At 55.5% G+C, this 26,751-nt stretch carries 18 protein-coding genes; 7 read left to right on the forward strand and 11 right to left on the reverse strand.

The features are described 5' to 3' along the window. The first annotated feature begins 17 nt into the window (after positions 1-17). Both FPK30_RS08190 and FPK30_RS03100 read left to right on the forward strand, forming a co-directional pair. The gene (locus tag FPK30_RS08190; protein ID WP_180335336.1) at positions 18-191 is read left to right on the forward strand and encodes a hypothetical protein; all 174 of its coding nucleotides are present in this window, start codon (positions 18-20) and stop codon (positions 189-191) included. Beyond that, the gene (locus tag FPK30_RS03100) at positions 188-958 is read left to right on the forward strand and encodes an MIP/aquaporin family protein (RefSeq protein ID WP_144085259.1); all 771 of its coding nucleotides are present in this window, start codon (positions 188-190) and stop codon (positions 956-958) included. Before FPK30_RS08190 ends, FPK30_RS03100 begins: the two co-directional genes overlap by 4 nt. Positions 959-1,041: 83 nt before the next feature. Here the strand turns inward: FPK30_RS03100 and FPK30_RS03105 are convergent, their stop codons facing one another. Together FPK30_RS03105 and FPK30_RS03110 are read right to left on the reverse strand one after the other, a co-directional pair. Then, positions 1,042-1,458, reverse strand: coding sequence for a hypothetical protein (locus tag FPK30_RS03105; RefSeq protein ID WP_045924232.1), 417 nt, complete (start codon positions 1,456-1,458; stop codon positions 1,042-1,044). A gap of 236 nt (positions 1,459-1,694) precedes the next feature. After that, a complete protein-coding gene (locus FPK30_RS03110; RefSeq protein WP_144085260.1) occupies positions 1,695-7,133 on the reverse strand; it encodes a Spy0128 family protein in 5,439 nt (1,812 codons plus the stop codon). Between the two features lie 205 nt (positions 7,134-7,338). On the opposite strand from FPK30_RS03110, the gene FPK30_RS03115 reads away from it, so the two are divergent. Next, positions 7,339-8,589, forward strand: coding sequence for an MFS transporter (locus FPK30_RS03115; RefSeq protein ID WP_186279350.1), 1,251 nt, complete (start codon positions 7,339-7,341; stop codon positions 8,587-8,589). Positions 8,590-8,744: 155 nt separating this feature from the next. On the opposite strand, the gene FPK30_RS03120 is transcribed toward FPK30_RS03115, so the two are convergent. The 6 genes from FPK30_RS03120 to FPK30_RS03145 form a co-directional block, all read right to left on the reverse strand. Continuing rightward, entirely contained in the window at positions 8,745-9,113 is a 369-nt protein-coding gene (locus FPK30_RS03120) for a TIGR02328 family protein (protein WP_144085262.1), read from the reverse strand. Positions 9,114-9,226: 113 nt separating this feature from the next. Next, complete coding sequence (locus FPK30_RS03125; RefSeq protein WP_144085263.1) at positions 9,227-9,967, reverse strand: SDR family oxidoreductase; 741 nt, start codon at positions 9,965-9,967, stop codon at positions 9,227-9,229. A 1,408-nt stretch (positions 9,968-11,375) separates the two neighbouring features. Further along, the gene (locus FPK30_RS03130) at positions 11,376-12,227 is read right to left on the reverse strand and encodes an AraC family transcriptional regulator (protein ID WP_144085264.1); all 852 of its coding nucleotides are present in this window, start codon (positions 12,225-12,227) and stop codon (positions 11,376-11,378) included. A gap of 133 nt (positions 12,228-12,360) precedes the next feature. Beyond that, complete coding sequence (locus FPK30_RS03135; RefSeq protein ID WP_144085265.1) at positions 12,361-13,800, reverse strand: sugar porter family MFS transporter; 1,440 nt, start codon at positions 13,798-13,800, stop codon at positions 12,361-12,363. Between the two features lie 42 nt (positions 13,801-13,842). Continuing rightward, complete coding sequence (locus FPK30_RS03140; RefSeq protein WP_144085266.1) at positions 13,843-14,901, reverse strand: aldose epimerase family protein; 1,059 nt, start codon at positions 14,899-14,901, stop codon at positions 13,843-13,845. Next, on the reverse strand, positions 14,898-18,287 hold the full coding sequence (locus FPK30_RS03145) for a DUF5107 domain-containing protein (protein ID WP_144085267.1): 3,390 nt from the start codon (positions 18,285-18,287) through the stop codon (positions 14,898-14,900). The genes FPK30_RS03140 and FPK30_RS03145 overlap by 4 nt, the downstream gene beginning before the upstream one ends. Before the next feature lie 307 nt (positions 18,288-18,594). Here FPK30_RS03145 and FPK30_RS03150 point away from each other — a divergent pair, with 307 nt between their 5' ends. After that, positions 18,595-19,341: an SDR family oxidoreductase gene (locus FPK30_RS03150; protein WP_144085268.1), complete on the forward strand. Its 747-nt coding sequence runs from the start codon at positions 18,595-18,597 to the stop codon at positions 19,339-19,341. An 18-nt stretch (positions 19,342-19,359) separates the two neighbouring features. Here the strand turns inward: FPK30_RS03150 and FPK30_RS03155 are convergent, their stop codons facing one another. Next, a complete protein-coding gene (locus FPK30_RS03155; RefSeq protein WP_144085269.1) occupies positions 19,360-19,980 on the reverse strand; it encodes an isochorismatase family protein in 621 nt (206 codons plus the stop codon). A 353-nt stretch (positions 19,981-20,333) separates the two neighbouring features. Between FPK30_RS03155 and FPK30_RS03160 the strand changes: the two genes are divergently transcribed. Further along, entirely contained in the window at positions 20,334-21,104 is a 771-nt protein-coding gene (locus tag FPK30_RS03160) for a GNAT family N-acetyltransferase (protein WP_144085270.1), read from the forward strand. A gap of 26 nt (positions 21,105-21,130) precedes the next feature. Here the strand turns inward: FPK30_RS03160 and FPK30_RS03165 are convergent, their stop codons facing one another. Together FPK30_RS03165 and FPK30_RS03170 are read right to left on the reverse strand one after the other, a co-directional pair. Further along, a complete protein-coding gene (locus FPK30_RS03165) occupies positions 21,131-23,404 on the reverse strand; it encodes an ATP-binding cassette domain-containing protein (protein WP_144085271.1) in 2,274 nt (757 codons plus the stop codon). Continuing rightward, on the reverse strand, positions 23,401-23,838 hold the full coding sequence (locus FPK30_RS03170; protein WP_144085272.1) for a MarR family winged helix-turn-helix transcriptional regulator: 438 nt from the start codon (positions 23,836-23,838) through the stop codon (positions 23,401-23,403). Before FPK30_RS03170 ends, FPK30_RS03165 begins: the two co-directional genes overlap by 4 nt. 615 nt (positions 23,839-24,453) lie before the next feature. Here FPK30_RS03170 and FPK30_RS03175 point away from each other — a divergent pair. Together FPK30_RS03175 and FPK30_RS03180 are read left to right on the forward strand one after the other, a co-directional pair. Then, positions 24,454-24,903, forward strand: a complete 450-nt coding sequence (locus FPK30_RS03175; RefSeq protein WP_144085273.1) for a MarR family winged helix-turn-helix transcriptional regulator — start codon at positions 24,454-24,456, stop codon at positions 24,901-24,903. Between the two features lie 63 nt (positions 24,904-24,966). Then, positions 24,967-26,400 carry an MDR family MFS transporter gene (locus tag FPK30_RS03180; protein ID WP_144085274.1) on the forward strand — a complete coding sequence of 478 codons (1,434 nt, stop codon included), beginning with the start codon at positions 24,967-24,969 and terminating at the stop codon, positions 26,398-26,400. The last annotated feature ends 351 nt before the right edge of the window (positions 26,401-26,751 follow it).

Raw genomic sequence — 26,751 nt, forward strand, 5'->3', positions numbered from 1 at the left:
GCCGAGGCCCTTGGGTCATGGCTTCGGTTATTCTTGATGTATTAGTCAAATCGAAAGACTATATGGGTGAGCAGATTGACCGTTGCTCTACCGGTGGATTTGTCGATTTGGCAGCAGTCGACTATTCGGGTTATGGGAGTCTGGTCACCTTCAGCTCCTTTGATGGCAGGAAGCTTGGAGAGCAATCATGATCAGCGGCGTGCAGATGTTCTGCTCAGAGTTTATGGGCACGGCCCTTATGATGGCCATTGCGGTCATGGTCGCAGCCAGCAGGTCGCTCCCCAGGACAGGGGCCTATCGAGCCGACTGGATCAACGCTTCGGTGGGCTGGGGTCTTGCTGTATATATAGGCGTATATGCGGGGTGGAGAACGGGCGGGCATCTCAATCCGGCCGTGACCCTGGCCAGGGTGGTCGGTCACTGGATTGATCCACAGGCGACCTTGAACGGACTGGCCATGGGCAAGGGTGGCATTCCGGTCACCATGGCCAATGTGGCCACCTTCATTTCCGCCCAGTTCTTGGGGGCCTTCTTGGGTTCCTGCCTGGGCTACCTGGGCACTCGCAAGCATTTCGAACTTCCCACCGATTCAGATACCAAACTCATGGTTTTCTGCACCAAGCCGGCCATACGGTCGAATTTCTGGAATCTGACGTCGGAGGCCATCGGCACGGCCATTCTGGTTGCCTGGGTGTTCCTCAATGGGGGGACGCCTACCCAGGTCGGGCCCCTGGGCGTGGCCCTGGTCATCACGGTTCTGGTCATGGCCCTGGGCGGGGTTTCCGGTGCGGCCATGAATCCTGCACGTGACTTTTCCGCTCGATTGGCTTACTGCCTGCTGCCCATGTCCGGCAAGAAGGATGCGGACTGGAGCTACGCCTGGATACCCTTTGCCGGGCCGATCATCGGAGCCTGCATCGGTGTGCTAGCTCCTGCTTGGATGGGGCTGCTGCCCTGATTGTCAGCATGGAAAAGCCCTCGGCCCTGTCAGGGGGTTATTACGACAGGACCGGGGGTCGAGTTGGTTAAGGCAGCTCGAACTCAGTAGCTGGCTGAGGTGGGCTCCTGGAAGCGGACTGTCAGCCCGCGGCCGTGGTGAAGGAACATCTCTGCACCGTGGCGGTCGACGTCGCGATGGGTGAAGAGCATGCGGATGGCGAAGGCCGTCTGGACATCATCAGGCAGGTCCAGGAAGGCCTTGTGGGCATCCCATCCATCAGCTGCGACAGCCTTGTTGGGTACGTAGGCGTATCCATAGCCGTCCTCGTCCACGTAGCCCAGGAACGGCAGATCCCATGCCTGGTGGTAGCTCAACTGATCCTTGTAATCCTCGACCTTCTTGAGGGCCTCGTCGCTGATGCCGTATTTGCGTGCGACCTCGTTGGCCTTGGCGGTTTTCGCGTCGGCATCTTTTTCGAACATGGAAGTATCAACAACAATGACTGTATCGTCTGCCATGACTGACCTTTCTGTGTGACGGCCTGCACGTGTGGCAATCGACATCATGACCGTGCAGGGCCATGACCGTTCAGGTGACCGTCCATCGTCGACGGTGACCTCTGGATGCAAGATTCCTTCCACTTGCAAGAATAGCAAATTTCGTCTGCAGATAGGAGCAGGGAACCGTGAGGTTCACCATAGGTGCCTGTCACTAGTGAAGAAGAGGCCCAGCTGTGTTCTCATGCGGCGAACGATTAGCCCAGGTCAGCATCCTGATCCCTGCGATGCCGAAGCATGCACATCAGTGCCAGGCCGAGGACGGCAGTGCCGATAGCCAGCGCTACAGGCATGACTATGTCTGAGCCTGAGGCGGCTAGGGCTTGGGAATCTGCAGATGGCTTTGCTTGGTCATCAGAAGATTGGTTTCCTGCTGCCGGTTTTTGGCTATTGGAACTGGTTTGATCTGGTTTGTTGGATGCATGATCGGACTCGCTCGGCTTGTTCGGCTTGTTTGGTTCTACCGGCGGATTTGGCTTGTCACGTCCTCCAGAGTTGCCAGAGTCGTCGGGGTTATCCGGCTTGGCCTGGTAGGTGTTGGTGAAGGTGGTGTCCTTGCTGGTGATGGTGGCTTGGAGCTGGCCTTGCTGGTCGTCGGTGACGTGGACGTCGACCGTGGCCGTGTGCCGGTCGTAGGTGATGCCGGGCAGGCTGCCCTGGTCCTCGCGGATGGTGTAGTGGTAGTCGCCGGGCTGGTCCAAGGTCAGGTCGTTGAAGACGATCCTGCCCTGGGCGTCGTTGGATGCCGAGCCCGCTTCATGGCCGGTCTCCCCGTCGTACAGGTGGAAGGTGAACTCGTTGGCCTTCAGGTCCCGGCCCTGCAGGTGCTTGGTGGCGGTGATGACGGGCTTGGCCGGCTTGGCCTGGTATGTGTTGGTGAAGGTGGGGTTGTTGCCGTCGATGGTGGCTTGGAGCTGGCCTTGCTGGTCGTCGGTGACGTGGACGGTGATCCGGTGCGTCTTCTGGTCGTAGGTGATGCCGGGCAGGCTGCCCTGGTCCTCGCTCACGGAGTACGTGTAGTCGCCGGCCTCGGTCAGGGTCTGGTCGGGGAATGCGACGGCCCCGTCGGCCTTGTTGGATGCCTGGGCGAGCTGCTTGCCGTCCTTGGACAGTTGGAAGCTGAACTCATTGTCTTTCAGGTTTCGGCCTTGCAGGTGCTTGGTGGCGATGAGGTTCACCGTGGCCGGCTGGGCCTTGTAGTGGTTGGTGAAGACCGCCGTGTCTATTTTGTTGCCCTTGCTGTCAGTCCATTGCGCCTTGGCGGTACGGTGCAACTGAGCCGCATCGGTCGTCAAAGTGATGGTCAGGATTGCAGTGCTCTGATCATACGTCAGGCCAGGAATGGAGCCGGTTTCCTGGTGTATGCGATACTTGTAGCTGCCATCGTCGGGCAGAGCATACACATTGACGGGCACCTGGGAATCTTGATTATTGGCATTTACGATGATTCGGCTAAGCAGGGCTGCAGAGGGTGCACCATGCAAGGGTTCGACAGTCAGTGCGAAGGAGTCTGAGTTGAGCCAGTTCCTGCCTTGAATCTGTACTTTGACTCCTGCAGACACTTCATTGGTGTCCATTGGTCCTGTCAAGCCACAGTTGTTGAAATTCAGGGATTGGCTGGCTGCGTCCACCATATCCTCGGCCTTCTGGAACTTAATATCCTTGATGACGGCGCCGTTCATGGTTCCGTTCTCCAGTATGTCGCTGGCTGAGGAGTTTTCGCTCGGGCTGGCTCCGCTGGCCTTTTGGATTGTCGTAGACAGGTGGGTCCAGTTCGTATTCGGAGCGGGGTCGAACCGCAGGTGGAATTGCCCTGCCGGTATATTGGTCAGTTCGTACTTGCCCTGGGAATCAGATTTTGTGCTCAGATCATCATGTGGGGTGACGACCGACTTGGCGGGCTTGTCGTCAGAATCATTGAGCAGGGTCACTTTGACATTTTTAAGCAGAATATCTTCCGAAGAGCGGGTGCCGTCCCCATTGACGTCGTACCATACGATGCCACTGATGGAACGTTGAACAACCATGGCCTGGGCAGGCATTTGGTTCAGTGCATTGCCCCAGCGATTCCGATAGAGGTCGCCGGAGGAGTTGTTTCCGGGGTTTATATGGAAAGTAATGTCATAGCGGAATTGGTCGGGCTGCCCATCGATGATGAAGGCCCAGGCGACCACGTTTTCAGGCATTTTCACTTCGCCACTTGTTGTGTCCAAGTCAGCCTTGTCCCAAGAGAGGTATTCCTGGGATTGTATGGAACTCGTGTCATTCACCCGCCATCGAGAATCTGTGGTGTAGCGGATGGTGATTCGGCTCAGACTAGCCCCCGCCGAAGCTTTTATGCTCATATCGGCAAAAGTGGGTTCCCCGTGGAAGTCGGGTTTGCCGCTTGTCTGTTTGTACGGCATGATGTCGATGGCATAGTGATGTTGCTTGCCGCTGCCTGAGGTGCTGCTCAGCATGTTGGTGAAGCCGATTGGTGCACCGGCTTCATTCGTATCCTGTACGGCCGAAGTGGAAAGGCTGGTGGTGTTGGTCCGCCAAGCGTGGATAGTGAAGGAGTCGGCAGTCTTCAAGTATGTGTTGGGCTGGGACATATTCTGTTTTGACTGAACTGTGGCAGAGGTCGTCAGGTCTTCGTTGGAGCCGATGTCTTTGCTAGGGTCAGTCAGGTCACCCAGGGAGGTGGAGAAGTGGATGACGCGGTTGTTGCCGTCCACAGGGATGTTCGTCAGTGTCCAGGACAGAGTGGTGATTCCGGTTACGGAGTCCGTGCTCACTGATGGCTCACAGGCGGTTCCGCCCTCTATGTGGCCCATTTCAGGCGTGGCTTCCGTATATGTGCCACCCAATCGGGCGCTGCCGGGGATGTAGTGGAGCTTTGCCGGTAGTTTGTCGGTGATGTAGAGTTCAGTTTTGGCGCCCTTGTTGGCTTGGGAAGCTGATGTGCCGGTGTTGATGGTTAGCCGCCAGTCAACGAACCGTTGATCGCTGTCTATGTCAAAGTATTCTTTGGGTTTGGAATTGGTGCTTTTTTGTGCCACGGCGTTGGAGATGGTGTTGGTTTCGCCGGCTACATAGAGGCTGTCCCCGTGTTCATTGCCGCCGGTGTCTCCGCCCAGGTAACCGTTTATTTGGTCATAGCTGGCCTTGGTATAGCCTCCGACCGACGTGGCTAAGACGGGGGGTTTGGCTTTGGCCAGTTCGTAGGGGTTCTGTTGCTTGGCCCAGTCCTCCCATTCCTGATCGCTGGAGTTCTCGGGGCTTAGCCCGGCCATAGCTGCTAATTGGCTGCGGGTGAAAGTGCGTGAAACTGATGTCAGCTGGGCTACCGAACCTACTTTGGCATCGGGGAGGACGTTGATCACAAATCCGCCGAAGCCGAATCGGGAATTCTCTTCGGCAAAACTGGTGGGCGCGGCGGTGTGCCCGCCCAGCAGCATGCCTACAACCGTGCCATGCTTCTTTGCATCCTCCTGCGTGCTATAAAAGTTCAGATCCTCTATGTCGGCATTGGCTTGCTCAGTGTCGTTTTTCCAGTCCTTTCCGTCGGGTTTGGTGGCGTACATGACCAGTTCCTGTGATGGGTTTTGATCGCTCGTTCGCTCGTATTTATCGTATTTGCTGTTCTGCCAGATGCCATTGACCCAAGGAATATCCAGACCTGCGGGGTCTGGCAGTCTAACGACCTTTGGGTCGATCTTGACCAAGGACATTCCCAGCAGAGGCAGATCGGCCTTGCTGGTTTTGAAGTTGAAGCCGGCCGTTACCCGCACTTTGGTCCCTGCGACTGCTGAGTCGGTCCCCCGTAGGTTGTCAGGAGCATTCCACCACCCGCAGTCCACGCCGTCATCAAAATAGTTAGGAGCCGTCATACAACTGTACTGAATGATGTTGCTGATGCCTGCCTTTATTGTGCTGGAGCCTAGCGTGAAGATGACGTTATGCCACATGTCATCGGACTGGTCGGTTTGGTTTGACGTGTCCGTGGGGCCGGTGGCAGGGGGTAAAGACTGGTTTGATAGCGATTTCGCACTCAGGTTGCCGTCGTCGACCTTGCTCTGCAGGCTGAGGCCGGTCTGTCCATAGTAGTTGGCCACGTCCTTGCCGTCGACAGTGGAGGGGTTGAAGACATATAGGTAACCAGTGGAGATTTCGGCCACTTCTTGTCGCGTGCAGTCAGTCGAGGCCAGGGCAGGCGTGCACTTGGCGCCTGGTGCATAGGTGTGTCCCAGGTAGGGGAAGGGGTCGTTGGTTTTATAGTCCTTCAAAGTCAGGTCCAGCCTGAGGCCCTGGCTGTTCCGCTGTTCAGCCACGGTGTATTGACCATTGCCTTGGACTTGGTCCTTCCCGGCCGTGCCACCCGTGGATCGGGCATAGCCATAGTTGCTGAGAGTGGGTCTCCAGCCCTGATCACCGGTGTTGCGTCCGCTGTTGTTGAAGTCGCCGTCGATGGTGCCGATGTCCCAGAAGTAGGGTTGCAGATCCGCTATCTTCGGGTAGGCATCTCCGCCAGCGGTCTGCCACAAATTGCTCAGTGACAGGGAAAAGGTAATGGGGCCAGTGGGAACCTCCAGACCCTTGAGACCCTTGGTTCGATCGGGCCAACGCATGTCAACGGCCCAGTTGAACTTGCTGATGATCCCCTTGCGCTTACCCAGCTCATGGTTGGGGTAATTGCTGGCGGCTGGGGTGTTGAAGTCGAAGGTTTGGTTGCCGGAGCCTTCATTGGTTCCGCCAGTGATTCGCAGGTTCAGATTGAGCTTGGCTGATACGGTGACCGGATCGGACGTGGCCGAAGCAGGATCGGTCTTGGTGACAGTATCCGGAGCGCCCCAGGCCTGGATTTCGGGGGCGAATTTGCTGCCATTGGCCATGCTTCGGACCCGGAGGACCAGAGTGACGCTGGAGGATCCCGGAATAACGGTAGACAAAGTCGGTGTTGCGGTGAGTAGCCTGTAAACGGTAAGCACCTGTGTCGGATGACCGTCGATGGTCTCTGTGGTTTGCTTTGGCTGGTACCCCGGCGTATTGTCCACCCAGCCCATGGAATCCACATCAAAGGTGACCTGGTCTTCAGGCTGGCTCAGTTTGAATTGGAAGCCTATTCGGCCCCGGCGGTAACTGGTTGTCTCGTTGCGGGTATTTACGGCGAAAGAGTAGGTGTAGGACAACTTATCGAAAGTGCGCACTATGTCATTGTCCGCATCGTGGTCATTGCCGGGGTTGTTGTCGTTGTCGAAAGGAGCCGTGCCGGTGGAGCGTGAGGCCTGGGACAGTGTGGTGACCACGGCGTCGTCGGTGTCCAGCATGTCCTTGATGACCGATCTGGTGGTCGGCTTTCTGCTGGGTTGTACGGGCGCGGCCTGGTTCGAGGCGGTTGACTTCGACTGCTGAGTGGTTTGGGCTGCCTCGGATGCGGCGGTGTCTAACTGCGGAGTCGAGGTCTGGATCGATGTGGACGATGCCTGGTTTGTGGCAGTCGCTTGCTGTGCATGTGCCGTTGGAGATGTCGACGTGGAGGCCGTGGTCCGGGCATCCGCTGTTTGCCCGCCATCAGCCAAGGCCATAGTGGGTATCAACATGGCCATAGTCATCAGGCCGGCCAGGACTTTTCCGCTCAAATTACCCTTTGCCACGTTTCTCCTTTTGAGCGCCGACGACCGCCTGGGGCGTCGGGCCGGGCATCCCTTTCAGGTCATCCGGTCGACTGTCTACGATGGTTATTGAGTCATCCGATAATAATGCTATAGAGCAGTATACAAAATCACTGGTTATGATCCCGCTATTGATATGCGCCTCCGAAGAAAAAGGGTCAACAATGGACAGAGCAAGGAGGCCCGCATGAGTGAACGGGATCATCGTGAGCCTTCGGCGGTCGGTCCTCCAGGTCACGGAATGCGCGAGCGGTCGGTTGTTTACGGGTTTTTCATCATTATGGGTATCGGTACTTCGGCCTGGATTTCTCGTCTGCCAACAGTCAAGAGCAGTCTCGGTCTGCAGCCTTCGGGCCTGGCTCTGATGACCATCCTGGGCGGATGCGGCGCTCTGGTCGGCATGCTGGTCTCGGGAGTGCTGACTGATCGGCTGGGCGTGCGCCGGGCCATGCTGCTGGCAGCCTCCACCTGGTGCCTGGGGATGGTGATCGCGGCCTTGGCCGTCACTCTGCGTTCGGTGCCAGGGGTAGTTTTGGGCCTGCTCTTCAATTCGGCGGGAATCAGCCTCTGGGGGACGGTCAACACTGTCGAGGCCGGTGCAGTGGAGCGCTTCTCCTCTCGGTCCATAATGCCGCGCTTCCATGCCTCATATAGCCTGGGCATGTTTCTAGCCCTGGGTCTGGGTTCGCTCCTGTCTCATCTTGGTGTAGCCATAGGCGCGCACCTGGCGGTCAATGCGCTGGTCAGCCTGGCTCTGGTGGTCGCCTGCGTTCTGCTCTGCCCGGCTCAGCCTCTAGGGGATTGCAAGGGCGGCGCTGACGACGAACGTTCGGATCGGCAGGAGGGGTCAGGGCAATCGTCCGCCTTTGGCAAGCAGTTGGCGGCTTGGGGCGATGCCCTGGTGCTCATGCTTGCCCTGATCAACGTGGCCCTGGAGGCCAGCGAGGGTGCCGTCAACGACTGGAGCGGTATTGGCCTGGTCGATGCCTTCGGCGTCCCTGAGTCTCAAGCCGGTCTTGCTCCCACGATTTTCGCTGCGGCCATGATCGTCTCAAGGTTGCTGGGTACGCACTTGATCGAAGGATTGGGGGACATGCGCTCGTTGGTCCTGACCCTTCTGGTCTCAGCTCTGGGCATCCTGGTCTACGCTCTTTCGCCCTCTTTCGTGTTGAGCCTTGTGGGCACTGGGATCTGGGGCGTCGGAGCAGCTCTGGGCGTACCTATCGTCACCACGCTGGCAACCAAGGATCCGGCCATGGCAGCCCAGCGCGCTTCGGTCATCTCCACCGCCTACTACGGAGTCTCCTGGATCATTCCCCCGGCCATCGGGTTTTTGGCCGACCATACCGGTGTCAGGCCGGCGCTGTTGCCCTTGGCGTTCTTGCTGGTGGCGGTCACCCTCCTGGTGCCCCCGGTGTCCAGGCTCACTCGGGAATAATGCCCTTCGGTTGGCAAAACTCCGCCAACCGGTTGTCGGGCGAAGTACGGTCTTTGGGCAGATATTCGGATTCAAACAGCCGTTCCCAAATATTGCCGTACGTGTCAGCGAATCTTATGGATGCAGCATCCAGTCGGCACCGGCCCTGAGGATTGTCAATAGGTCAGATGGATGCCTTTCCCTGCCAGATTCTCCAAGCACTCCTGCAGATAGGTTGCATCGTGCTCGGGATAGATGGGGTCCGTCAACGGCGCTGCAGTTAAATTCTTGTATGGCGGGCAATGCCTGCCGCGGTAGAGCGGGTCATACCAAGCGGGATCAGGATGGTAGCCGCGCTCGCGCATCATTGCCATGACCAGCAGATGAAATTGAAAGAGCTTGTATGGGGAGTAGCAGAAGACATAGTCAACGGTGGCATGCCGTCGACCCCATCCAAGGCCCCGCAGGGCGGTGATCTCCCTATGCTGGCCCAGCAGCTGCTGTCTGGGAAGCAGTGGGATTAAATCTTGATGCCACAGTCGCATGACACCCCCCTCGTTGGGGGCATAAGTGAACCCCTCCCTCAGCCTAGCCGCTTGCATTGCTGTGAGGCGGACTGGCAGAAGAAGGGGTTGGGGCAAGTCCTTAATGGAATTCCTTACTGGGCGATGAATCCGCCGTCCACAACGAATTCGGCACCCAGCGCAAACTTGGATTCGTCGCTGGCCAGATAGACGCAGATCTCGCCGATGTCCTGAGGCTCGCCGATATGGCCCAGGGGCGTCAGCTTGCTCATTCTGTCTTCAAGGCTCTGGCTGATCAGAGGGGTCTTGATGAATCCAGGATGGACCGAGTTGACGCGAACGCCGTAACCATTGTTGGCGGAATCCAGGGCGGCGGACTTGGTGAGCAGCCTGGTGCCGCCCTTGCTGGCGTTGTAGGCTCCGGCCCGGCTCAGGCCCACGAAGCCCTCGATGGAGGAGATGTTGATAATGGATCCGCCCCGGCCTTTCATGACCCTCATGCCATGCTTGGTGCCCAGGAAGGTTCCGTTCAGATTGATGGCGATGATCTTCTTCCAGTCATCGTAGCTTTCCTCGTCCATGGTGACACCTTTGTCGCCGACGCCGGCGTTGTTGACCACGGTGGTCAGCTGGCCCAGCTTCTTTTCAACGGTGTCGATGGTGGAGACCCACTGGTCCTCGTCCGTCACGTCCAAGGTGTGGAAGACGACCTGCCCGGGATGCTCCTGCATGAAGCTGCGGGAGGCATCGGTCTCCTTGATGTCGGTAAGGGCCACCTTGGCTCCCTCGCGGACGAAGCATTCGGCGATGCCCACGCCCATGCCGCCGGTTCCTCCGGTAATGATGGCTACCTTACCTTGTAGACGATCAGTCATATCCACTCCTTTATAGAGATGTGCTGTCGTATTTCATCCTATGCGATGGCATGCCCACGCTGACGGCTGCTGTATGAGCCATTCCGGATGATACGTCTCCTGCAGTCGGTATGTGGATTTGCGTTATTGCTTTGTCAAGCCTGCTGGCTGTAACTCGATGAGATTTTTCGACCTCAAAAGCGATGATTTATGACGTGAATCAGCATGATGCCAACTGAATTGTTCACGAGTGAGTTTTGAATAATAACGTATCCGCACTCATCGACCTTTGTGGCTTTGTACCCTATCATTGAAAAGCAGCAATACAGCAATTACTGTAACAATGATTTCATGCATATATGTTGCCTTTCCTGTGGCCATCGACCAGCGGAAGAGAGCCAGTTGTCAGAGCTGCTACCATGATCAGCGCGCTCAAGATGAACAGTATGGCATAACCATGTGGCCGGTCAACAATTTTATGCCCCAGAGGATCGCTGCGACGGCTGAGGCTGCGGAACCGGCCATCTGTATGCAGGCATCAATCTCCGTATAGTCCAAGGTGCCGAAGACCGAGCGCACCAACAGAGGTGTTTCGACCGTCGTGCAGGTATATACGAATCCAAATCCGAAAGAGCCGAGCAGCAGCAGGATGCCCTGGTTGGGGAAAGCTCATATCGCAAAGATGCCCATCAGTCCGCTACTGATCCCCCCCCCCTAAACCAAGGATCGCATTCCGGTCGTTGATGAATCCAAGTGTGATCTCGCCGATTGCTTGTCCAATCATGCAGGAGGAGGCAATCAGACCTGCCATGGAGGCCATGGAGGGAATGGATGTCGCATAGGGGGGGGGGCAGGAATTGGTAGACAGTCTGATCAATGGTGATCAGTGCGGCAGAATATCTCCAAGGATTAGAAAGCCGGGGTACGCATGGCCTGATGTGCTGTTAGCCCTTGCTCGTGGGTTTTGCTGCAGATCTAGGTCTGATGGATGTGAACGGACGACGAATATGGTAAATGGAAGAGCGGCGACCTGGATGATAAGTCCAACGGTCAGGCATCTACGTCTCCATCCGTCGGGTGCGGATTGGATGATCAAGTTGCCTAATTGGTTGAAAATAGCACCGCCTACACCTGTGAAGACCATGCACAAACCTATATTGAATCCGATGCGCTTGCAGAACCATGCGTTGATCAAGATGGGTACGGCTAGGTAAAGTACAGCCGGCATGCCCACGCCTATGATGAATCCGCAGACGTAGAACTGCCAGACAGCCTAAAACCAGCAAAAGGATGCTTGCGCTTAGCATAGCGCGCAGGTCGAATTGCGTAGGATGATACCAGTATGTTGTTGCGGAATCTGCGATGAGGATGCCTATATGGGCACGAATTATTCTAATAAGATTTTTAAATGTTGAAGAGTAGCGAGCACTCAGTAATTACCGTTTTGACGGCGGTACTGTATAGGAGTCATGCCTACTTGATGTTTGAAAGTGTTGCACAGGATCGATATCGAGGAGAATCCGCACTGTTTGCGGATTTCGTCCAGGGAAAGATTGCTGTTGACGAGTAGGAACTTGGCCACATCAACACGTGAAGCCGTGATATATGCGTGAGGTGTCAGTCCTGTCTGTTTTTTGAAGATACGAATGAAGTGGTATTCGCTCATATATGCCCGTTCGGCCAGTGAGCTCACCGTTAGTGACTGATCGAGATTATCGGCGATGTATGCTATCGAGTCATCGATAGTACGTGAGCGCTTTGCTGTGACTCCAGGCTTGTTCTCTACAGCAAATTCCGTAAGCAGATCGGTAATATGACGAGCCATCTCCGGTTCGGAGTATCCACCTTGATCCGTCGCCATATCGTGGATCTCACGCAACTGAGTCCGCGCATACGAAGGGTTGCGAAGGCTAATTACGTTTCCAAGCTTAGCTGTGATCAAATCATAATAGGGCCGCGCAGTTATTCCGTCGAAATGCATCCACAGTACGTCCGTTTCAGTGTCAGTCCCATAACAATGACGGGAATAGCAGTCAACGAGAACGAATTGATCAGCCACGGCCCGTAAATGACCTGTAGGCAGATCCAAATCCATGGATCCTGAGAGCACTAGCATGACGAGAAAACTGTCAAAGGAACGGCGATCAAGGCGATAGCCGGGCTGGTAGCTGAACAGGCCAGATCTGAGCAGATAAAGAAATGTACGCCGGGCTGTGGCCGAAGGAATTCGCATGACGAAGTCCGACTTGGCCAAGTCGATGAAGTGCTCGGCGGGTTTCATGATTACTGTTCCTCTTTGTCCATATTCCTTAACGATAGGCTATAAGTCTGGTTCTTAAGTGGGTAAGGATGATGGCAGGAACCGTATGGCATGACCCCTGCCATCATCAAAATGCCCGTGTAGGGTCCCAGTTTCAGTTCTCGCTCATGTCTTCTAGCGCCACGCCGCTGGTTTCAGGCAGGGCCTTGGTGACCAGAAGGAAACCTACTACGCCGAAAAGGGCGAAGATCACATAGGACCAGCCCAGGCCAATCCCGTCACGCATGGAAGGGAACACCCAGTTGCAGGCGGCTGAAGCTATCCAGCAGAAGAATGTTGCCACTGACACTCCTATGGCGCGAATGGAGTTTGGCAGCACTTCGGAGATGACGACCCACATGCCAGGTGCCCAGGTCGCGGAATAGCAGAACCAGAATACATTGGCTACGATCAGCAGGAACCAGGCCCAGCCTGTGGTCACGTTCACTTCACCGTTGACCACTTTGCCGGTGAAGAACCCTACGGCCATAAGAGCCAGACCAATGGTCATGGTTACGGAGCCAATCGTCAGCAGCTTGCGCCGACCGATCTTGTCGATGTAGGCCATGCCGATCATGGTTGCAATCAGGGCAAAGATCGTGCGAATGAACGACATGTGCAATGCGCTTTGCTCGGAGAATCCGACCATCTGCCACATGGACGAATCGTAGAACATGATAACATTCGTCCCTTGGAGCTGCTGTAGCATGGCTACTCCGATTGCCACCCACATAACCTTGCGCAATCCGAAGCAATCGCCCCTCAGATCAGACAAGCGTGCCGGACGTTCGAGCATGGTTCCACGTATTTCCTGAACCTTGTCGTCGGGATCGGGCTCGCCTGTGATTTCGGAGAGGATAGTCCTGGCCTTCTCGTTCTGCCCTTTCATCACCAGATATCTCGGGGACTCCGGGAGCATCAGTGCCACCACGAACATAAGTATGCCCGGCAGAGCCATAGTCATCAGCATCCATCGCCAAGCCGCCAGACCCAGCCACCAGGTCTTTTCGGCACCGCCTGCGCCCATGGCATACAGATCATTGAGGCCTAAAGCTGCAATTTGTCCAAGAACGATGGCGAACTGTTGCATGGAACCTAGCATGCCGCGCAGATTCTGAGGAGCGATCTCCGAGATGTACGAAGGGCCGATGACAGAGGTAAAGCCGACTCCGATTCCTCCTAGGAATCTGAATATGAAGAACACCCAAACGTTGCTTGTCAGGCCCGATACCAGGGCGCAGGCCACGAACAGTATGGATGCGCCGATAAGAACCTTGGTGCGACCGTAGCGATCGGCGAGTTTGCCGGCAAACCAAGCTCCTACAGCGCAGCCGACAAGTGCCGATGAAACCGTGAATCCGGACATGAAGCCTGTGACGCCGAATCCGGAATCCGGACTGGTCAGTGCCTTGACGGCGCTGTTGATGACGGATGTGTCGTAGCCGAACATGAATCCGCCGACGGCAGCGGCTGCACAAACGATAATGAGTTTGATCCTATTGCCGTTGGATAAGCCTTTTGCCGGCGGTTTGCCGGTTTTAGTTGGATGAGACATGTGAGAAACTTCTTTCTATGTTGTTGACGGATCGCTGTTGTTTCAGGAGATGATGCTCGTTCGGTAGCAGATTCTGGCGGTAAAAATGTCGCCTGCTCTCAAGATGGGTTTTATGGGGTCGTCGCTGTTGATGGCGTTGGGTACAAATTCGCACTCAAGCGCTATGCCTTCCCTGGGCCCATAGCAGTGGCCATCCCTAGCTCGGGTGTTACTCAGATAGTCACCGGTGTACATCTGGATTGCGGGTAGATCGGAAAAGACGTCGAGCCGAATGCCGGTCTTCGCGCTGGCTAGTGTGGCCATATGGCCGAACTCACGGGGGCTTTTGTTGATCGGGTAGGCATGGTTGTAGCCGTGTCCAAGCCTGATCTGATCGAAAGCCGGATCGCGCCGCTCACTGATGCTGCAGGGTTTCCTGAAATCCATCGGAGTACCGGCCATGGCCTGTCGAGAGCCTGTTGGTATGGCATCCTCACTGAGGATCGGGCAGAACGTATCTGCATTTATCTGCAGTGTGTGATCCAGAATATTGCCAGATTCGTCGCCGTCCAGATTGAAGTAGGCATGATTGGTGAGATTGCATATGGTGTCTGCATCCGTGGTGCCTTCGAAGGTTATTTCGAGTCCGTCATCCTGAAGTCTGTAGCATACCGTGATCGACATGGCTCCTGGAAAGCCTTGATCGCCGTCTGGGGTATCCATCCTCAAGGTGACATGCCGGTCATCGTACGAATCAGTCGTCCAAAGTCGGTGCTCGTAACCGTCAGGACCGCTGTGGTTGTTATTCTTGCCGTCGTTCGCTGCTAATCGGTATGTGCGTCCATTCAGCTGGAACTGAGCATTGGATATCCTGTTGGCATTGCGTCCGATGGTGGCGCCCAGACAACAGGCGTCAGCGCAATAGCTCGCTAAATCCGGGCATCCCAGGACTATTTGCCTAAGTTCTCCTGCACTGTCCGGGGTGAGGAAAGAGACAAGCCGCGCTCCGTAATCGGTGATTGTTGCCGATTGCCCCTGTCCATTCCGGAGCTTGAACAGGTGTGCGGCTCTATCATCGTCTAATCTGCCGAATTCGTCGGTAGACATGTCCGTTGTCTTCATGCTGTCGCCTTAGTTGCAGCGGAACTGTTCATCAATATATGCCGATGGGAGAGTTCGTCGCTAAATAGGTTGACCTGGATGTGGCTGGGATCTTCGGACATAGCCTTGGCAAGCAGATCCGACGCCTTTTGTGCCTTCCCCAATCCGATATTGGCTAAGGCCATGACATACAAGCAATGAATATGGTTCATTCTTGTGTAATCTTTGTCATAGATTACGAAGTCAGGAAGGGATACTGCGAAGTATTCTATAGCTGCTTGATCGTTCAGATGCTGTTCGCCGAAGTCCAGCAGGCGGTAGAACCTGGCATTGGCAGGTCCGTGTTCACCCAGTGCAGCATGAGCTAGGCCCTGGTATAGGATCATTTCTGCAGGCTGATCGTTATAGAACATTGCACCCTTGACTTCGTCGGGTCCGATGGTTGCTTGACGGAATTGGGCTTTTGCCGCATCATCATGGCCCATGTGTGCCTCGATCAGGCCTAAGAGATAATGCAGATCGTTGTCTTTCTGTCCTTCGAGCTTGCCCTCGCCCAGATTTTCTGGATAGGACTGGGCCTTGGTCAGTAGATCCTTAGCTGTTTGCCAGTCTTGGGCATTCATTGCATCCTTTGCCATAAGCGTCAGGCTGATGCGGTATTGGGCTGTGATCTTTCCTTCTCCGCCTTCCCAAGGGTGGAAATGCCGTTTACCCATCAATTCATAGGCTTCGCGATAGTTACCGGTCATGTTGAGCACTGTCAGATACTCGATGTACAAGTCATCGCGCTCTTGAACGGCGTTGAGATTGCGGCGGTATTCGACCAGACGCTGGCTGTAGGTCCATCCAAGCATCCGGCGGAGTTGATCCAGCTCCAGGAAAATGCTGGAATCCGTTGGATCGAGGCTGAAGGCCTTTTCCATCTGCTCCAGGGCACCGGCTTCATCATGTCGCTTGTTATAGTATGCCAAGGATAAGTTGCGGTGGACGGTGGGGAAGTTCGGATCGTTTCGAGCGCTGGTCTGCCACAGCTCGATAGCCCTGTCTGATTGGAGCTTGTCGTAATAAAGGCATCCCAGATAATAAGGTGCCTTGGCGTTGGCGCCCATCTTCATCGCAGTCTGAAGGACCTGAATATCGTCCAAGGTGTTGGGGAAGCAGCAGTAGCTGTCGTCTTCTTCGCCTTTCAGGATCGCTTCTTTGGCTTGGTCGGGATGATTCATGGCTGCCAGGTAATAGCCTTTGTAGTAATCCAGCATCGGATCCTGGCCTTTGGCTTGGTTCAGCATGGCCAGGGCTTCATCGTAGGCTCCGAACGATGCGTATTCGCGAGCTGCCTTGATATGGTTCTTCGTGACTCCCCGGGTAAGGTCCAAGTCGCGTATGTTGCTTGTGCTCAGGTAGTGTTCATAACGTGAGACGAAGTCAAATGCGTCCAAGGCGAGGTTCTTCTCCACCTGGCTGGCGGCCTCGTCAGTTCGGCCCAATTTACGCAACAAGTAGGCTTTGAGCCCTCTAGCCCTGATGTTCTCGGAGTTCTTCACCAGGCTTCTATTGACGAAGTCCAAGGATTGAGACCAGTCGCCGCGGCGTGCGCTGATTGCGGCGAGATAGAAGAAGCCCATTTCTTGCTGGGAATCATCCCAGGTCGACTTGTAAAAGGCATCGTATGCCTGATCTTCCAGTCCCAGATACCAATTGGCCAAGCCGAGATTGAAGTATGGTTCTGAATCATAGGGGTTGGGGTTACGGCTGGTTATGCGATCGATGGCCTTTTGGAAATGTTCCTTTGCTTTTTCGAATACACCACGTCGTAGCAGAAGCAGGCCATAGGCATTGTTGATCCTGGCATCGCCGGGGTCACGTTGCAGTCCTTCCAGATAGTAGGGATCGGGACGATATGTGGCATGGCGGTATTGTTCGAGATGGGTGCCGATTAGGAATAGCTCCTCATTGGTGGCGACATCGCTCGGTTTGGGTGCGGCTTTTGCGGGGCTGGGCAGTTTGTCGATAGTATCTGGTTCCGGAGTGTAAGAGACGAGTTCCTTGCCGGTGTCTTGGTCAGTGACCGATACGGTCATGTCTGTGGGAGCCGCCCCATGAGTGTCGAACTCTTCAGTGAGGATATTGACGGGGCTCAGTCGAGTGGTTCGTTCGAGTAGGGTCTCGCCTTTACGATTCGTGACCTTGACCAGACCATGGTCTACAAGGTGTGTGGCGTACACGGTTACCCGGCCCTGCCCATCCGACAAGCCGCTGCCATCGACGCCTTCGGTCTCTCCGGCGGCTTTCGCGGGATCAACAGGGCCAAACTCCATGTTCACAGCAGCGTCTAACGTAGCGTTTTTTACCAGACCGCAGGCCTTATATGGCATGAAATACTGGGTGAAGCGTTTGGTTTCGAAGGGTTTGAGCCAGCTGAAATCCGGCTGGTTGTCGGTGAATACACCGGTCATGAGTTCGGCATAGGGGCCATTGTCATCGGTCAGGTTCCGATCCCAGGCATGTCCAAAATCACCGCTACCCCAGACCCACTGCTTCTTGCCGGGACTGATGTGATGGTCGGCATAATGCAGGATGCCGGCTTGAGCTGCGTAATCGTATCCGCCAACGAAGTCGTACTTGCTTCCAGCGGCCATGTAGGAGGTGGGAACGGGGACGTTCTTGTACCTGCCGATGTCCACGCCTTCTGAATAGTCGTGCTTGTAATAAGTGCCCGTGGCGATAGGATATCTGCTCACGTCACGTTTGCCGTGATCCATCACCGCTGTCACATCCGGAGGCATGACCGTCTTGGTATGGGCGTTGACGGATACGGCTGGGTTAGCCCACCAAAGGAAAGTCTGGGGAAGGCTTGTGCCATTGTAGAGATCTCCCGTGATGGCTATGTACGCCTTACCTGGATAAAGGGCGATTGTAGTGACGACCTCGGTGCCGTACATCTGGTCGACATCGTGGCATTGGACTCCCTTGCCGCCATTGGCGAGATCGACAAGACGGTAATCGACTGGACTGAAAGTAGTGGGGCGATGGTGCTGAGGCCAGTTAAATTCGATGCCTCCCGAGATCCACGGTCCCGTAAGGCCGACCAGTGCAGGCTTTATGACATCGTTTCGGTAGACGAAATCGTACCCGTTGGTCTTATCCTGGGCATATTGGATTCTGCCCCCTAGCTCGGGGAGTACCGTTACCTTTATATATTCATTCTCAATGATGACAGCTTTGTATGACTTGTCTTCCTTGGTGTCTTTGATGGAAGTGATTACCGGGTATGGATAGACCTTGCCCGAGGATCCCTGATAGACGCGTTTTTCAATAAATTGAGGATTCTTATCCGGTTTGCCGACTCCGTAGGTGGGGATGACCAAGGTGGTGTCCGAAATTTTGACCTGTCCGGTTGATGACATTACCTGCTCCTTTGTCTTTTAAGGTTATGTCTGGGGGAGTCGAGCGGCCCGAAGCAGCTCCGATGCTGTCTCCTTACGTCTCACACTAAGGCTGGATATTTGGGTTGCGACCAGTAAAATTGTCCTCTTATTTCGGATTCTTGCTCTTACAAGGAGGATTTGTGGCCTCGCGCCGGTTCGGTCTGTCGATTCTGAAATCACAGACTCTGATAGGTAAGTCACATGTGGCCCACTTTTAACTTGCACTTCCAGCGGCTCGAGGTTGTACCATCAGGCCGATTGAAGATCAAGGAAAGGTGGGACTGCTATGACAGTTGCAGATAAGACAGTGCTGATCACTGGAGCTTCGTCCGGCATCGGGGAGGCCACAGCGAGGCTGTTGGCACAGCGGGGGGCCAAGGTGGTGCTGGGCGCTCGCCGCAAGGATCGGCTGGATACAATCGTCAACGACATCGTTCAGGCGGGTGGCCAGGCGGCCTCCATGGCTCTGGATGTGACTGATCGACAGGCCAATGAGAACTTCGTGGCTTTCGCCAAGAAGCAGTTCGGCGGAGTGGACGTGGTATTTCTCAACGCCGGGCTCATGCCTAACTCGCCCTTGTCGGCTCTGCATGTGGACGAGTGGGACCGCACCATTGATGTCAATCTCAAAGGCGCACTGTATGGGATTGCTGCGGCCCTGCCGGAGTTCGTCGGGCAGCGTCACGGGCAGTTCATCGCCACCTCTTCGGTGGCTGGGCTTAAAGCCTATACTGGCGGAGCGGTCTACGGGGCAACCAAGTGGGGCCTGCGTGATCTGATGGAGGTGCTCAGGATGGAGTCCGCCCAGGAGGGGACGCATATTCGTACCTCTACCATTTATCCGGCGGCCATTAAGACTGAACTACTGGAGACCATCACAGACAAGCAGACCCTGGCTGATATGAACAAGACCTACGACAGCTACCAGATCGACCCCGAGCGAGTGGCTCAGGTGGTGGCCTTTGCCATTGATCAGCCTGAGGATACCAATGTATCGGAATTCACCGTAGGCCCCACCATCCAGCCCTGGTGAATTCCTCTGTCGTTGCCTTTAGTCGCCGTTGGAGGAAAGAAGACGAATGCCGGCTTGGGCCATGGCCTTTCGAGCCTCGACGCCCTGATCCTCGCTGACCGGGACAGTCATATCCTCGAAGACCGTGACCTGGTAGCCCAGCTTCGCGGCATCCAAGGCCGTTTCCTTGACGCAATGCGATTCGGCGATGCCGACTACATCCACTTGGTCGACGCCAGCTTGCGCCAAGGCATCGGCCAGGGTGACCCCTGATGACTTGGCCGCAGCGAATTCCTCCCTGCTCTGGATCCGATCAGTGTTGTCTTCGATGCCTTCGAACCCGGAGTAGGCAGCTGAATACTGACCTTTTTTGAAGTGATGGGTGATGCCCAGCCCACGAATACTCGGATGCAGTTCTGCCCCGGGCGAGCCCGCTACGCCATGTCTGGGCCAGGTGTCCACAAAATCCGGGTGATCGGACCAATGAGATCCGGGTTCGATATGCCAATCCTGGGTGGTGGCCATGTAGGCGTAGTCCTTGGCATGGCTGTGGACATAGTCGGCGATTTTGCCAGCTGTGGCGTTACCTCCCTCGACTCCCAGTTCACCTCCTTCGCAGAAGGTCGGTTGAACATCCACGACGATCAAAGCCTTGGACATGGTGATCACTCCCTTGGTCGATGCTGACGGTAGGCAGAGGGAATACCGGGTGAAGCTCCACGAACATTCCTCTTATGCAGCAGTTTACTTTTCGTGGACGGGTCAGGCTTTCGGCTTTGGGTCATGTGGACGAATATGCCTAAGAATTGCCCTCATGTGTACAAGATGGCAAGGCTGGTAACAACGGGGATTGAATGTGAGCCTTGTAGGTGGATTCATGCGGATTGCCAGGGTGTTTGCTTGGTATCCTGAGTGCCAGGATTGTACGGGGTTATGGCCGGTGCTTCTTTTTCAGCCTGTCTCTTCACTGCCAAGGCGGAGTCAAGCATCATCCCAAAGGAGAAGATGCGAATATGAGGATCAATGAGTTCGGACAGCCCATAGGTGACGCGGTTTCGTTTGCGGGGACCATGATGCCGAAACCTGTCGAGTTGATAGGCAGGACCGTTCTGGTGGTGCCTTTGGATGCGAACCAAGGCAATGCCTTCTATGAGCGGATTTTCGGTCCGGATTGTGACGAAGCCATCATGACCTACAGCACCCACGATCTCTACCCTGATAGACCAGCATTCGACTCAGACTTCACATCCATGATTGAAAGCCGGGATCCGCTCTTCTTTGCTATTGTCCGCAAGCGGCCTGCATCTGAACCTGGTGTCGGTCAGTCTGCAGGTGTGAAGGACGTGGATATACGGAAGCATGTGCAGTTTCATGATTCGTCGGATCTGTTGGGCATGTATGCTCTGATGCGGATTCGGGCGGATATGGGGAGCGTCGAGATGGGCCATGTCATCTATACCAGGGAGCTGCAGAGAAGCAGACAGGCCACCGAGGCCCAGTATCTGATGGCTCGGCATGTCTTCGAGGACTTGGGCTATCGCCGATACGAGTGGAAGTGCGACAGCCTCAACGCGCCCTCGCGGGCAGCTGCGCTGAGGCTGGGGTTCAAGGCTGAAGGCCGGTTCAGAAACGACATGGTCTATAAGGGCCGAACTCGCGATACGGATTGGTTTTCCATATTGGATAGTGAATGGCCGGCAGTGAAAGAGCGGTTGGAGACCTGGCTGGATGATGCCAATTTCGATGAGGATGGCAGGCAGAAGCGCCGTCTGCAAGATTGCTGAACTGTTGCTGATCTGAATGCAGCTTCTTATGATCGCACTGCTGCATCCTTGATAAAGTCAAAATAGGCATTCATGGCTCGGGCTGTGGGAGTGTCATTGCGGCGCATCAGTGCAAGCGGAGCCCCTTCAAACAGCACCTTGCCTCCATCGTTTCCAGCTCCTGGACCCATGTCGATTACCCAGTCGGCCTGACCTATGAAGCGCAGGTTATGTTCTATGGCGATGACAGTAAGACCTTTGTTGGCGATGAGGCTACGCAAGAGGGCAATCTGCTGCAGGATGTTGGATTCATGCAGGCCGCTGGTAGGCTCGTCCAAAATCATGGTCTCATGCATTCCTTCCTTGAGCAGTTTGGCCAGTTTGAGGCGTTGCAGCTCACCGCCCGAGAGCGTATCGAGGGCCTGCCCAATGGACAGGTAGGACAGCCCGACATCCTCCAGGGCCTGCATAGCTGGTCCCAGCGCCTCACAATATTGGTGCATGGCCTCGCTGGCAGTCAGTTTCAGCACCTGGGCGATGTTGAGACCGCGGTATCTGGCGGACAGAGCCTGCGTTGAATACCTGGTTCCGTGGCAGCTTTCGCAGACAGTGCTGGTATCACCCATGTAAGCAATATCCAGGGTGACGACTCCCTTGCCCTTGCAAACCGGACAGGCTCCAGCAGCGTTGAATGAGAAGAGTGAGGGGGAATTACCTGTAGCCTTGGCGAAGGCTTTGCGCAGCTGGTCGAAGACGCCCAAGTAGGTCAGCAAGTTGGAACGTCCGCTGGCCTTGATCGGCTTCTGATCCAGGAGTATGGCATCATGCTGAGCCATGAAGCCTTCCTTGATCAGGGTGCTCTTACCTGAGCCGGCCACTCCGGTCACCACAGTCAGCATATGCCTAGGTATCTTGGCGCGGGCTTCTCTGACGTTGTGGGCAGTGACCTTGTCTATTGCATAGAAGCCTTGTGCAGGCGCTGCCGGTTCGTTTACTATGCCTGGATCTGACAGGGCTCTGCCCGTGGCTGTGCCGCTTTCCAACAGAGACCGGTGGTCCCCCTCGAAGACGATCTGTCCGCCTTCCGTGCCTGCTCCTGGCCCCATATCGACGATATGGTCGGCGATGGCGATGAGTTCAGGGTCATGATCCACGATTACCACCGTATTGCCCTTGTCCCGCAAACCTTTGAAGATTTTCCTGATCCCGGTCAGGTCATGGGGGTGCAAACCAACACTGGGTTCGTCGAAGATGTAGAGCACGTCATTCAAGGGGCTGTTCAGACAGTTGGCGATTTTCAGACGCTGCGCCTCTCCTCCGGAAAGCGTAGATGTGTCGCGCTCCAGGCTCAAGTAGCCCAGCCCAACCGTTATCAGGTTGGCTATCTTGCGTTTCAGGTCCTGCAGAATGGTCTCGGCCTGATTGTCGTGAATCTTCCCGAGCCAGTCCTGCAGGTCGGTCACGCTCATGGCGGAGCAGTCAGCTAAGTTCAGTCCGGCGATCCTTGCTGAGCGGACCTTGGCGTTGACTCTGGTCCCCTGGCAGTCGGGGCACCGGGTGATTCGTGTAACCTCCTCCAGCTCATGCTGGTATTTGCCATTGCTCTGGTTGATGAAGGTCTTGGTGATTCGGGGCACCAATCCTTCATACATGGCCGTCTTGTGCCAGCTGGGGCCAGGGTGTGCCGGTTTTTGCTTCTTGCCATAGAGCAGGAGGTCAAGGTCGCTGCTGGTCCACTCCCGTAGGGGCAGATCGTTGTCAAAGTAGCCTGAATCCGTATATCTGGTCAGTCTCCAGCCGCCCGGCTGAAAGGTGGGAAAATTGATGGCTCCCTGGTTCAGCGAGAGACCCATGTTCAGCAGGCGATCAAGCACCAGACTGCGTACAGTTCCCAGGCCCTGGCAGGTCGGACACATCCCCGCAGGATTGTTGAAGGAATACATCATAGAGTAACCGATGAAGGGCTGGGCCATGCGGGAAAACAGCAGGCGTAGGGCAGTATAGATATCGGTGTAGGTGCCCACGGTTGAGCGGGCATTGCCTGAGAGCTGCTTCTGGGTTACGACAATGGAGAAGGGCAGGTTGTCGATGCGCGCGACTTCCGCAGGCTCATACTTGGGCATGAGCTGCTGAATGTAGGAGCTGTAGCTGCGGTTGATCATGCGCTGTGACTCGGCTGCCAGCGTGGAAAACACGAGAGACGACTTTTCTGAACCCGACAGGCCGGTGACCACGGTGATGGCCCGCTTTGGTATGGCCAGCGAGACTTGCTTGAGGTTGTGCGTGGAGGCCCGATCAATAAGAATGCACTCGGTCTTCATCGGTCGACCCGCTCCTGGCGCAGCTTGGCGATAAGGCTGTTGGCAAGAGCTGTGAACTCTTCCTGCTCGTCTTCGGACCAGACCTGTCGGGCATCCTCCTCGAGGGTCTTGTGCTGTTGATCGATGATGCCGAGCATGTCCCGGCCATCCGGGGTCAGGCTGGTTTCCAGCTCGCGCCGGTCATGAGTATCGGGCGTTTGTTTGATATATCCGAGGTCGCGCAGCGTGCTCAGGTTCTTGGAGATCTTGGATCGGCTCATGCTGAGCCGTTGGCCAATCTGTGAGGGAGTGGACGCTCCTGTGCGCAGAATGGTGAGGATGTCGAACTGTTGCCAAGTAATGTTCCCCGGATTGACCCTGTTGCGCTCTGCTACGAATTCGCACTGCAGATACATGAGCGCATCGTAGAGGGAGGACGGCTTATTTGATTTCATTATAGAAACTATATCATATCGGAAACTATCTATTGCCCGGATAGGCAGTTACGCTCTGGCTTCGGTCTTGTCTGACTGTATCGGACCGATGAAGTCGGGTCTCAGGAGGTTCGATATTCGCTGTGTTTTGTTGAAATAGCGCAGGATATTTCATGGAACGCTTAATCGACTTTCTGTGCAAAGGACGCTCTTGCATGCCTTCATTGTTGCTTGTAAGAGCTTCTTGCATGAGAGTAGGCGTGTGTTTGCCGGGTGGATCCCTTGAGGCGGGTTAGCGGTTCTTTGTGTCGGTTGCTCCAAGGCAAAGAGGGGCTATGGGACTCAAGGCTCGTGATTTGTTGACAGGGGGTGGTGGGACGGAGTGTCAACTTATCGCCCTATCAGTTTTGCTTAGTCGGTCGGTTATGCAGAACAACGATACTGACACCTCAATGCCAGGTAAGCCAGCATGTCCACCGGTCGGAGAGGCTGAGCTATGGCTCTTCTTTGGCTCGAGCATCCCCTTGCCTCCTGTATTACGAACGTTGTTGGATAGGTTTTGTAGTTCTTTGATTTGACAGCCAGGCTTTCTTTGTTAATAATGTAGCACGCTACATTTTAGGGAGGCGGTAACTTTTGGAGCTCTCGGAGAAGCGGCCAGAGGGACTGGTCAAAATAGCCAACACTCTGCTGGAAAAGCACATGAATGAGTGTGTGCGGAGCATCTTTCCCAATCTGACTGGTCCTCAGTTTGTCATGGTCTATTACCTGTATGAGCAGGAGGGCCTGGAGGTGACGCAGAAGACGGTGGGCGACAGGTTCCGTTTGAGCCATCCCACGGTTCGGGGAGTTGTCAAACGGCTGGTCAAGGCAGGATGGTTGACGGCAAAGCCTCAGACTGATGACCGACGTCAGATGGTTCTTGAGCTTACCGGACATGCGCGCAATGAGCTGGATGCCCACCAGGTCGAGATCCGGCATGCATTGGAGGCCACGGGCAAGCTTGCCTTGAAAGGGTTCGATGAGCAGGAGAGCAGACAGCTAGTCGGCTACCTGGAACGAATCATTAGAAACATGGAATCCTGATCTGCTTTTAGTTGGATCACGTAGGCTTCGGACCGAGTCGGTGAAGGACAGGGAGGATGCGGTATGAATAAGGATAGCGGCGAAGGGGAAGGCAGCCAAGGCGGGGCTGAGGGAAGTCGCACTGCGATGATGGGCACGCTTTTGGCAGGGGCTTTCCTGGCCTTGATGGCGGAGACTTTCCTTAACAATGCTCTGCCCACCATCATGGCGGAATTCCATGTGTCCCAATCCACTGCTCAGTGGCTGAGCACCTCCTACCTGTTGGTGGTGGGGCTGATGATACCCGTATCGGCTTGGGTGTTTTCCAACTTCCGATCCAAGCACACCTTTATGGTCCTGATGGCTATTTTTCTGACCGGCTCCCTGGTCTGTGTCTTCTCCGAAGGGCATTTCGCGCTGTTGTTGGCGGGCAGGATCATCCAGGCTGTGGCCGCTGGATCGTTGATGCCTTTCATTCAGAATGTGGTGCTGCTGCTTTTCCCGCCGGATAGGCGCGGTGTGGCCTTGGGCATGGTGGGCCTGGTGGTGGCCTTAGGTCCTACGGTTGGCCCCACGCTCTCAGGGTTTGTTTTGGAGCACTGGTCCTGGAGGGCTTTGTTTGTGCTGCTTGCTGCCTTGAGCGCTGCGATTCTGGTGGCCTCGTTCTTCTTGGTCTACACGGTCAACCGCCAGGTGAGAACCCGGCTGGACACGCCTTCCGTGGTTTACTCCTGCCTGGGTTTCGGGCTCATTCTGTACGCCCTGTCCGCCATTGGGGAGGCGGGCGGTGCCTCAGTGCTTGACCTCGGATTGCTTCTGGCCGGCTTGCTGGTGGTGGCCCTGTTCTGTCGGCGTCAGCTGCTTCTGGAGTCTCCGCTGGTGAATTTGCGAGTTTTCACGAATGCCATCTTCAATCTGACCAGTCTGCTGAGCACCCTGAGCAACATCGCCATGGTCGGTGTGGAGCTGGTCCTTCCTCTCTATTTGCAGAATACGCGCGGGTCAAGCGCGCTCACCTCTGGTCTGGTCATGCTGCCGGGAGCCATTGTCATGGGCATATTCAACCCTCTCTCTGGTCTGATCTATCAAAGAATCGGAGCGAGGAAGATTTCCCTTTTGGGGTACACGGTGCTGCTGGCCGGAACCTTGCCGATGATATGGTTCGGCACCACTACCAGTCTTATTGTGATCGCCTTCTCTTATGCTCTGCGCCTGGCAGGAGTGGCACTGGTCATGATGACCACTTTCACCGAGGGCATCAACGCTCTGCCGACGGAACTTACGGCTCATGGCAACGCGGCTGCCTCGACTGTCCGTCAGGTGGGCGGTTCGCTCGGTACGGCCGCCGCTATGATGATCGTAACCATCGGTTCCCAGCGTGGCAGTCTCAGTGGAGCCACGACAGCCCAGGCTCTCGACCAGGGCTACCAATGGGCTTTCATCTTCCTTGCAGTCATAGCCCTGATCGGCCTATGCGGCTCGCTCTTCCTTAAACCGAACAGAACTACGACTGAGTAAGAAAGGTGTCTTTTCGCTTTCAAAGCAGGGACCGTTGCTGACATCGATTGGCTCATGATGCCAACGAGCAGGGATACAGGCATCGGTCATAATTTGATACTTAAAAAGGTATGACGCTTATATAGATGTGCGAAATGGAAATTGATATGATGCCGATCATTACATTTGCAGATCGTATAACCTTCAGTCTGCTGTGGACGCACTCAGCGCTCAGACCAGAAGAGGCGCCTATCAGCCTGTCCAGGAAGCGACCGGTGATTCGCTTAAGTAAGATCACCCGTCGCAAAGATCTATGGGTGCCAACTTGTAGCCGGTGACGGGGCTGAGCGTATCCTCTCTCGCGTTTGCCGT

Source organism: Bifidobacterium apousia (assembly GCF_007559275.1).
GTDB lineage: Bacteria > Actinomycetota > Actinomycetes > Actinomycetales > Bifidobacteriaceae > Bombiscardovia > Bombiscardovia apousia.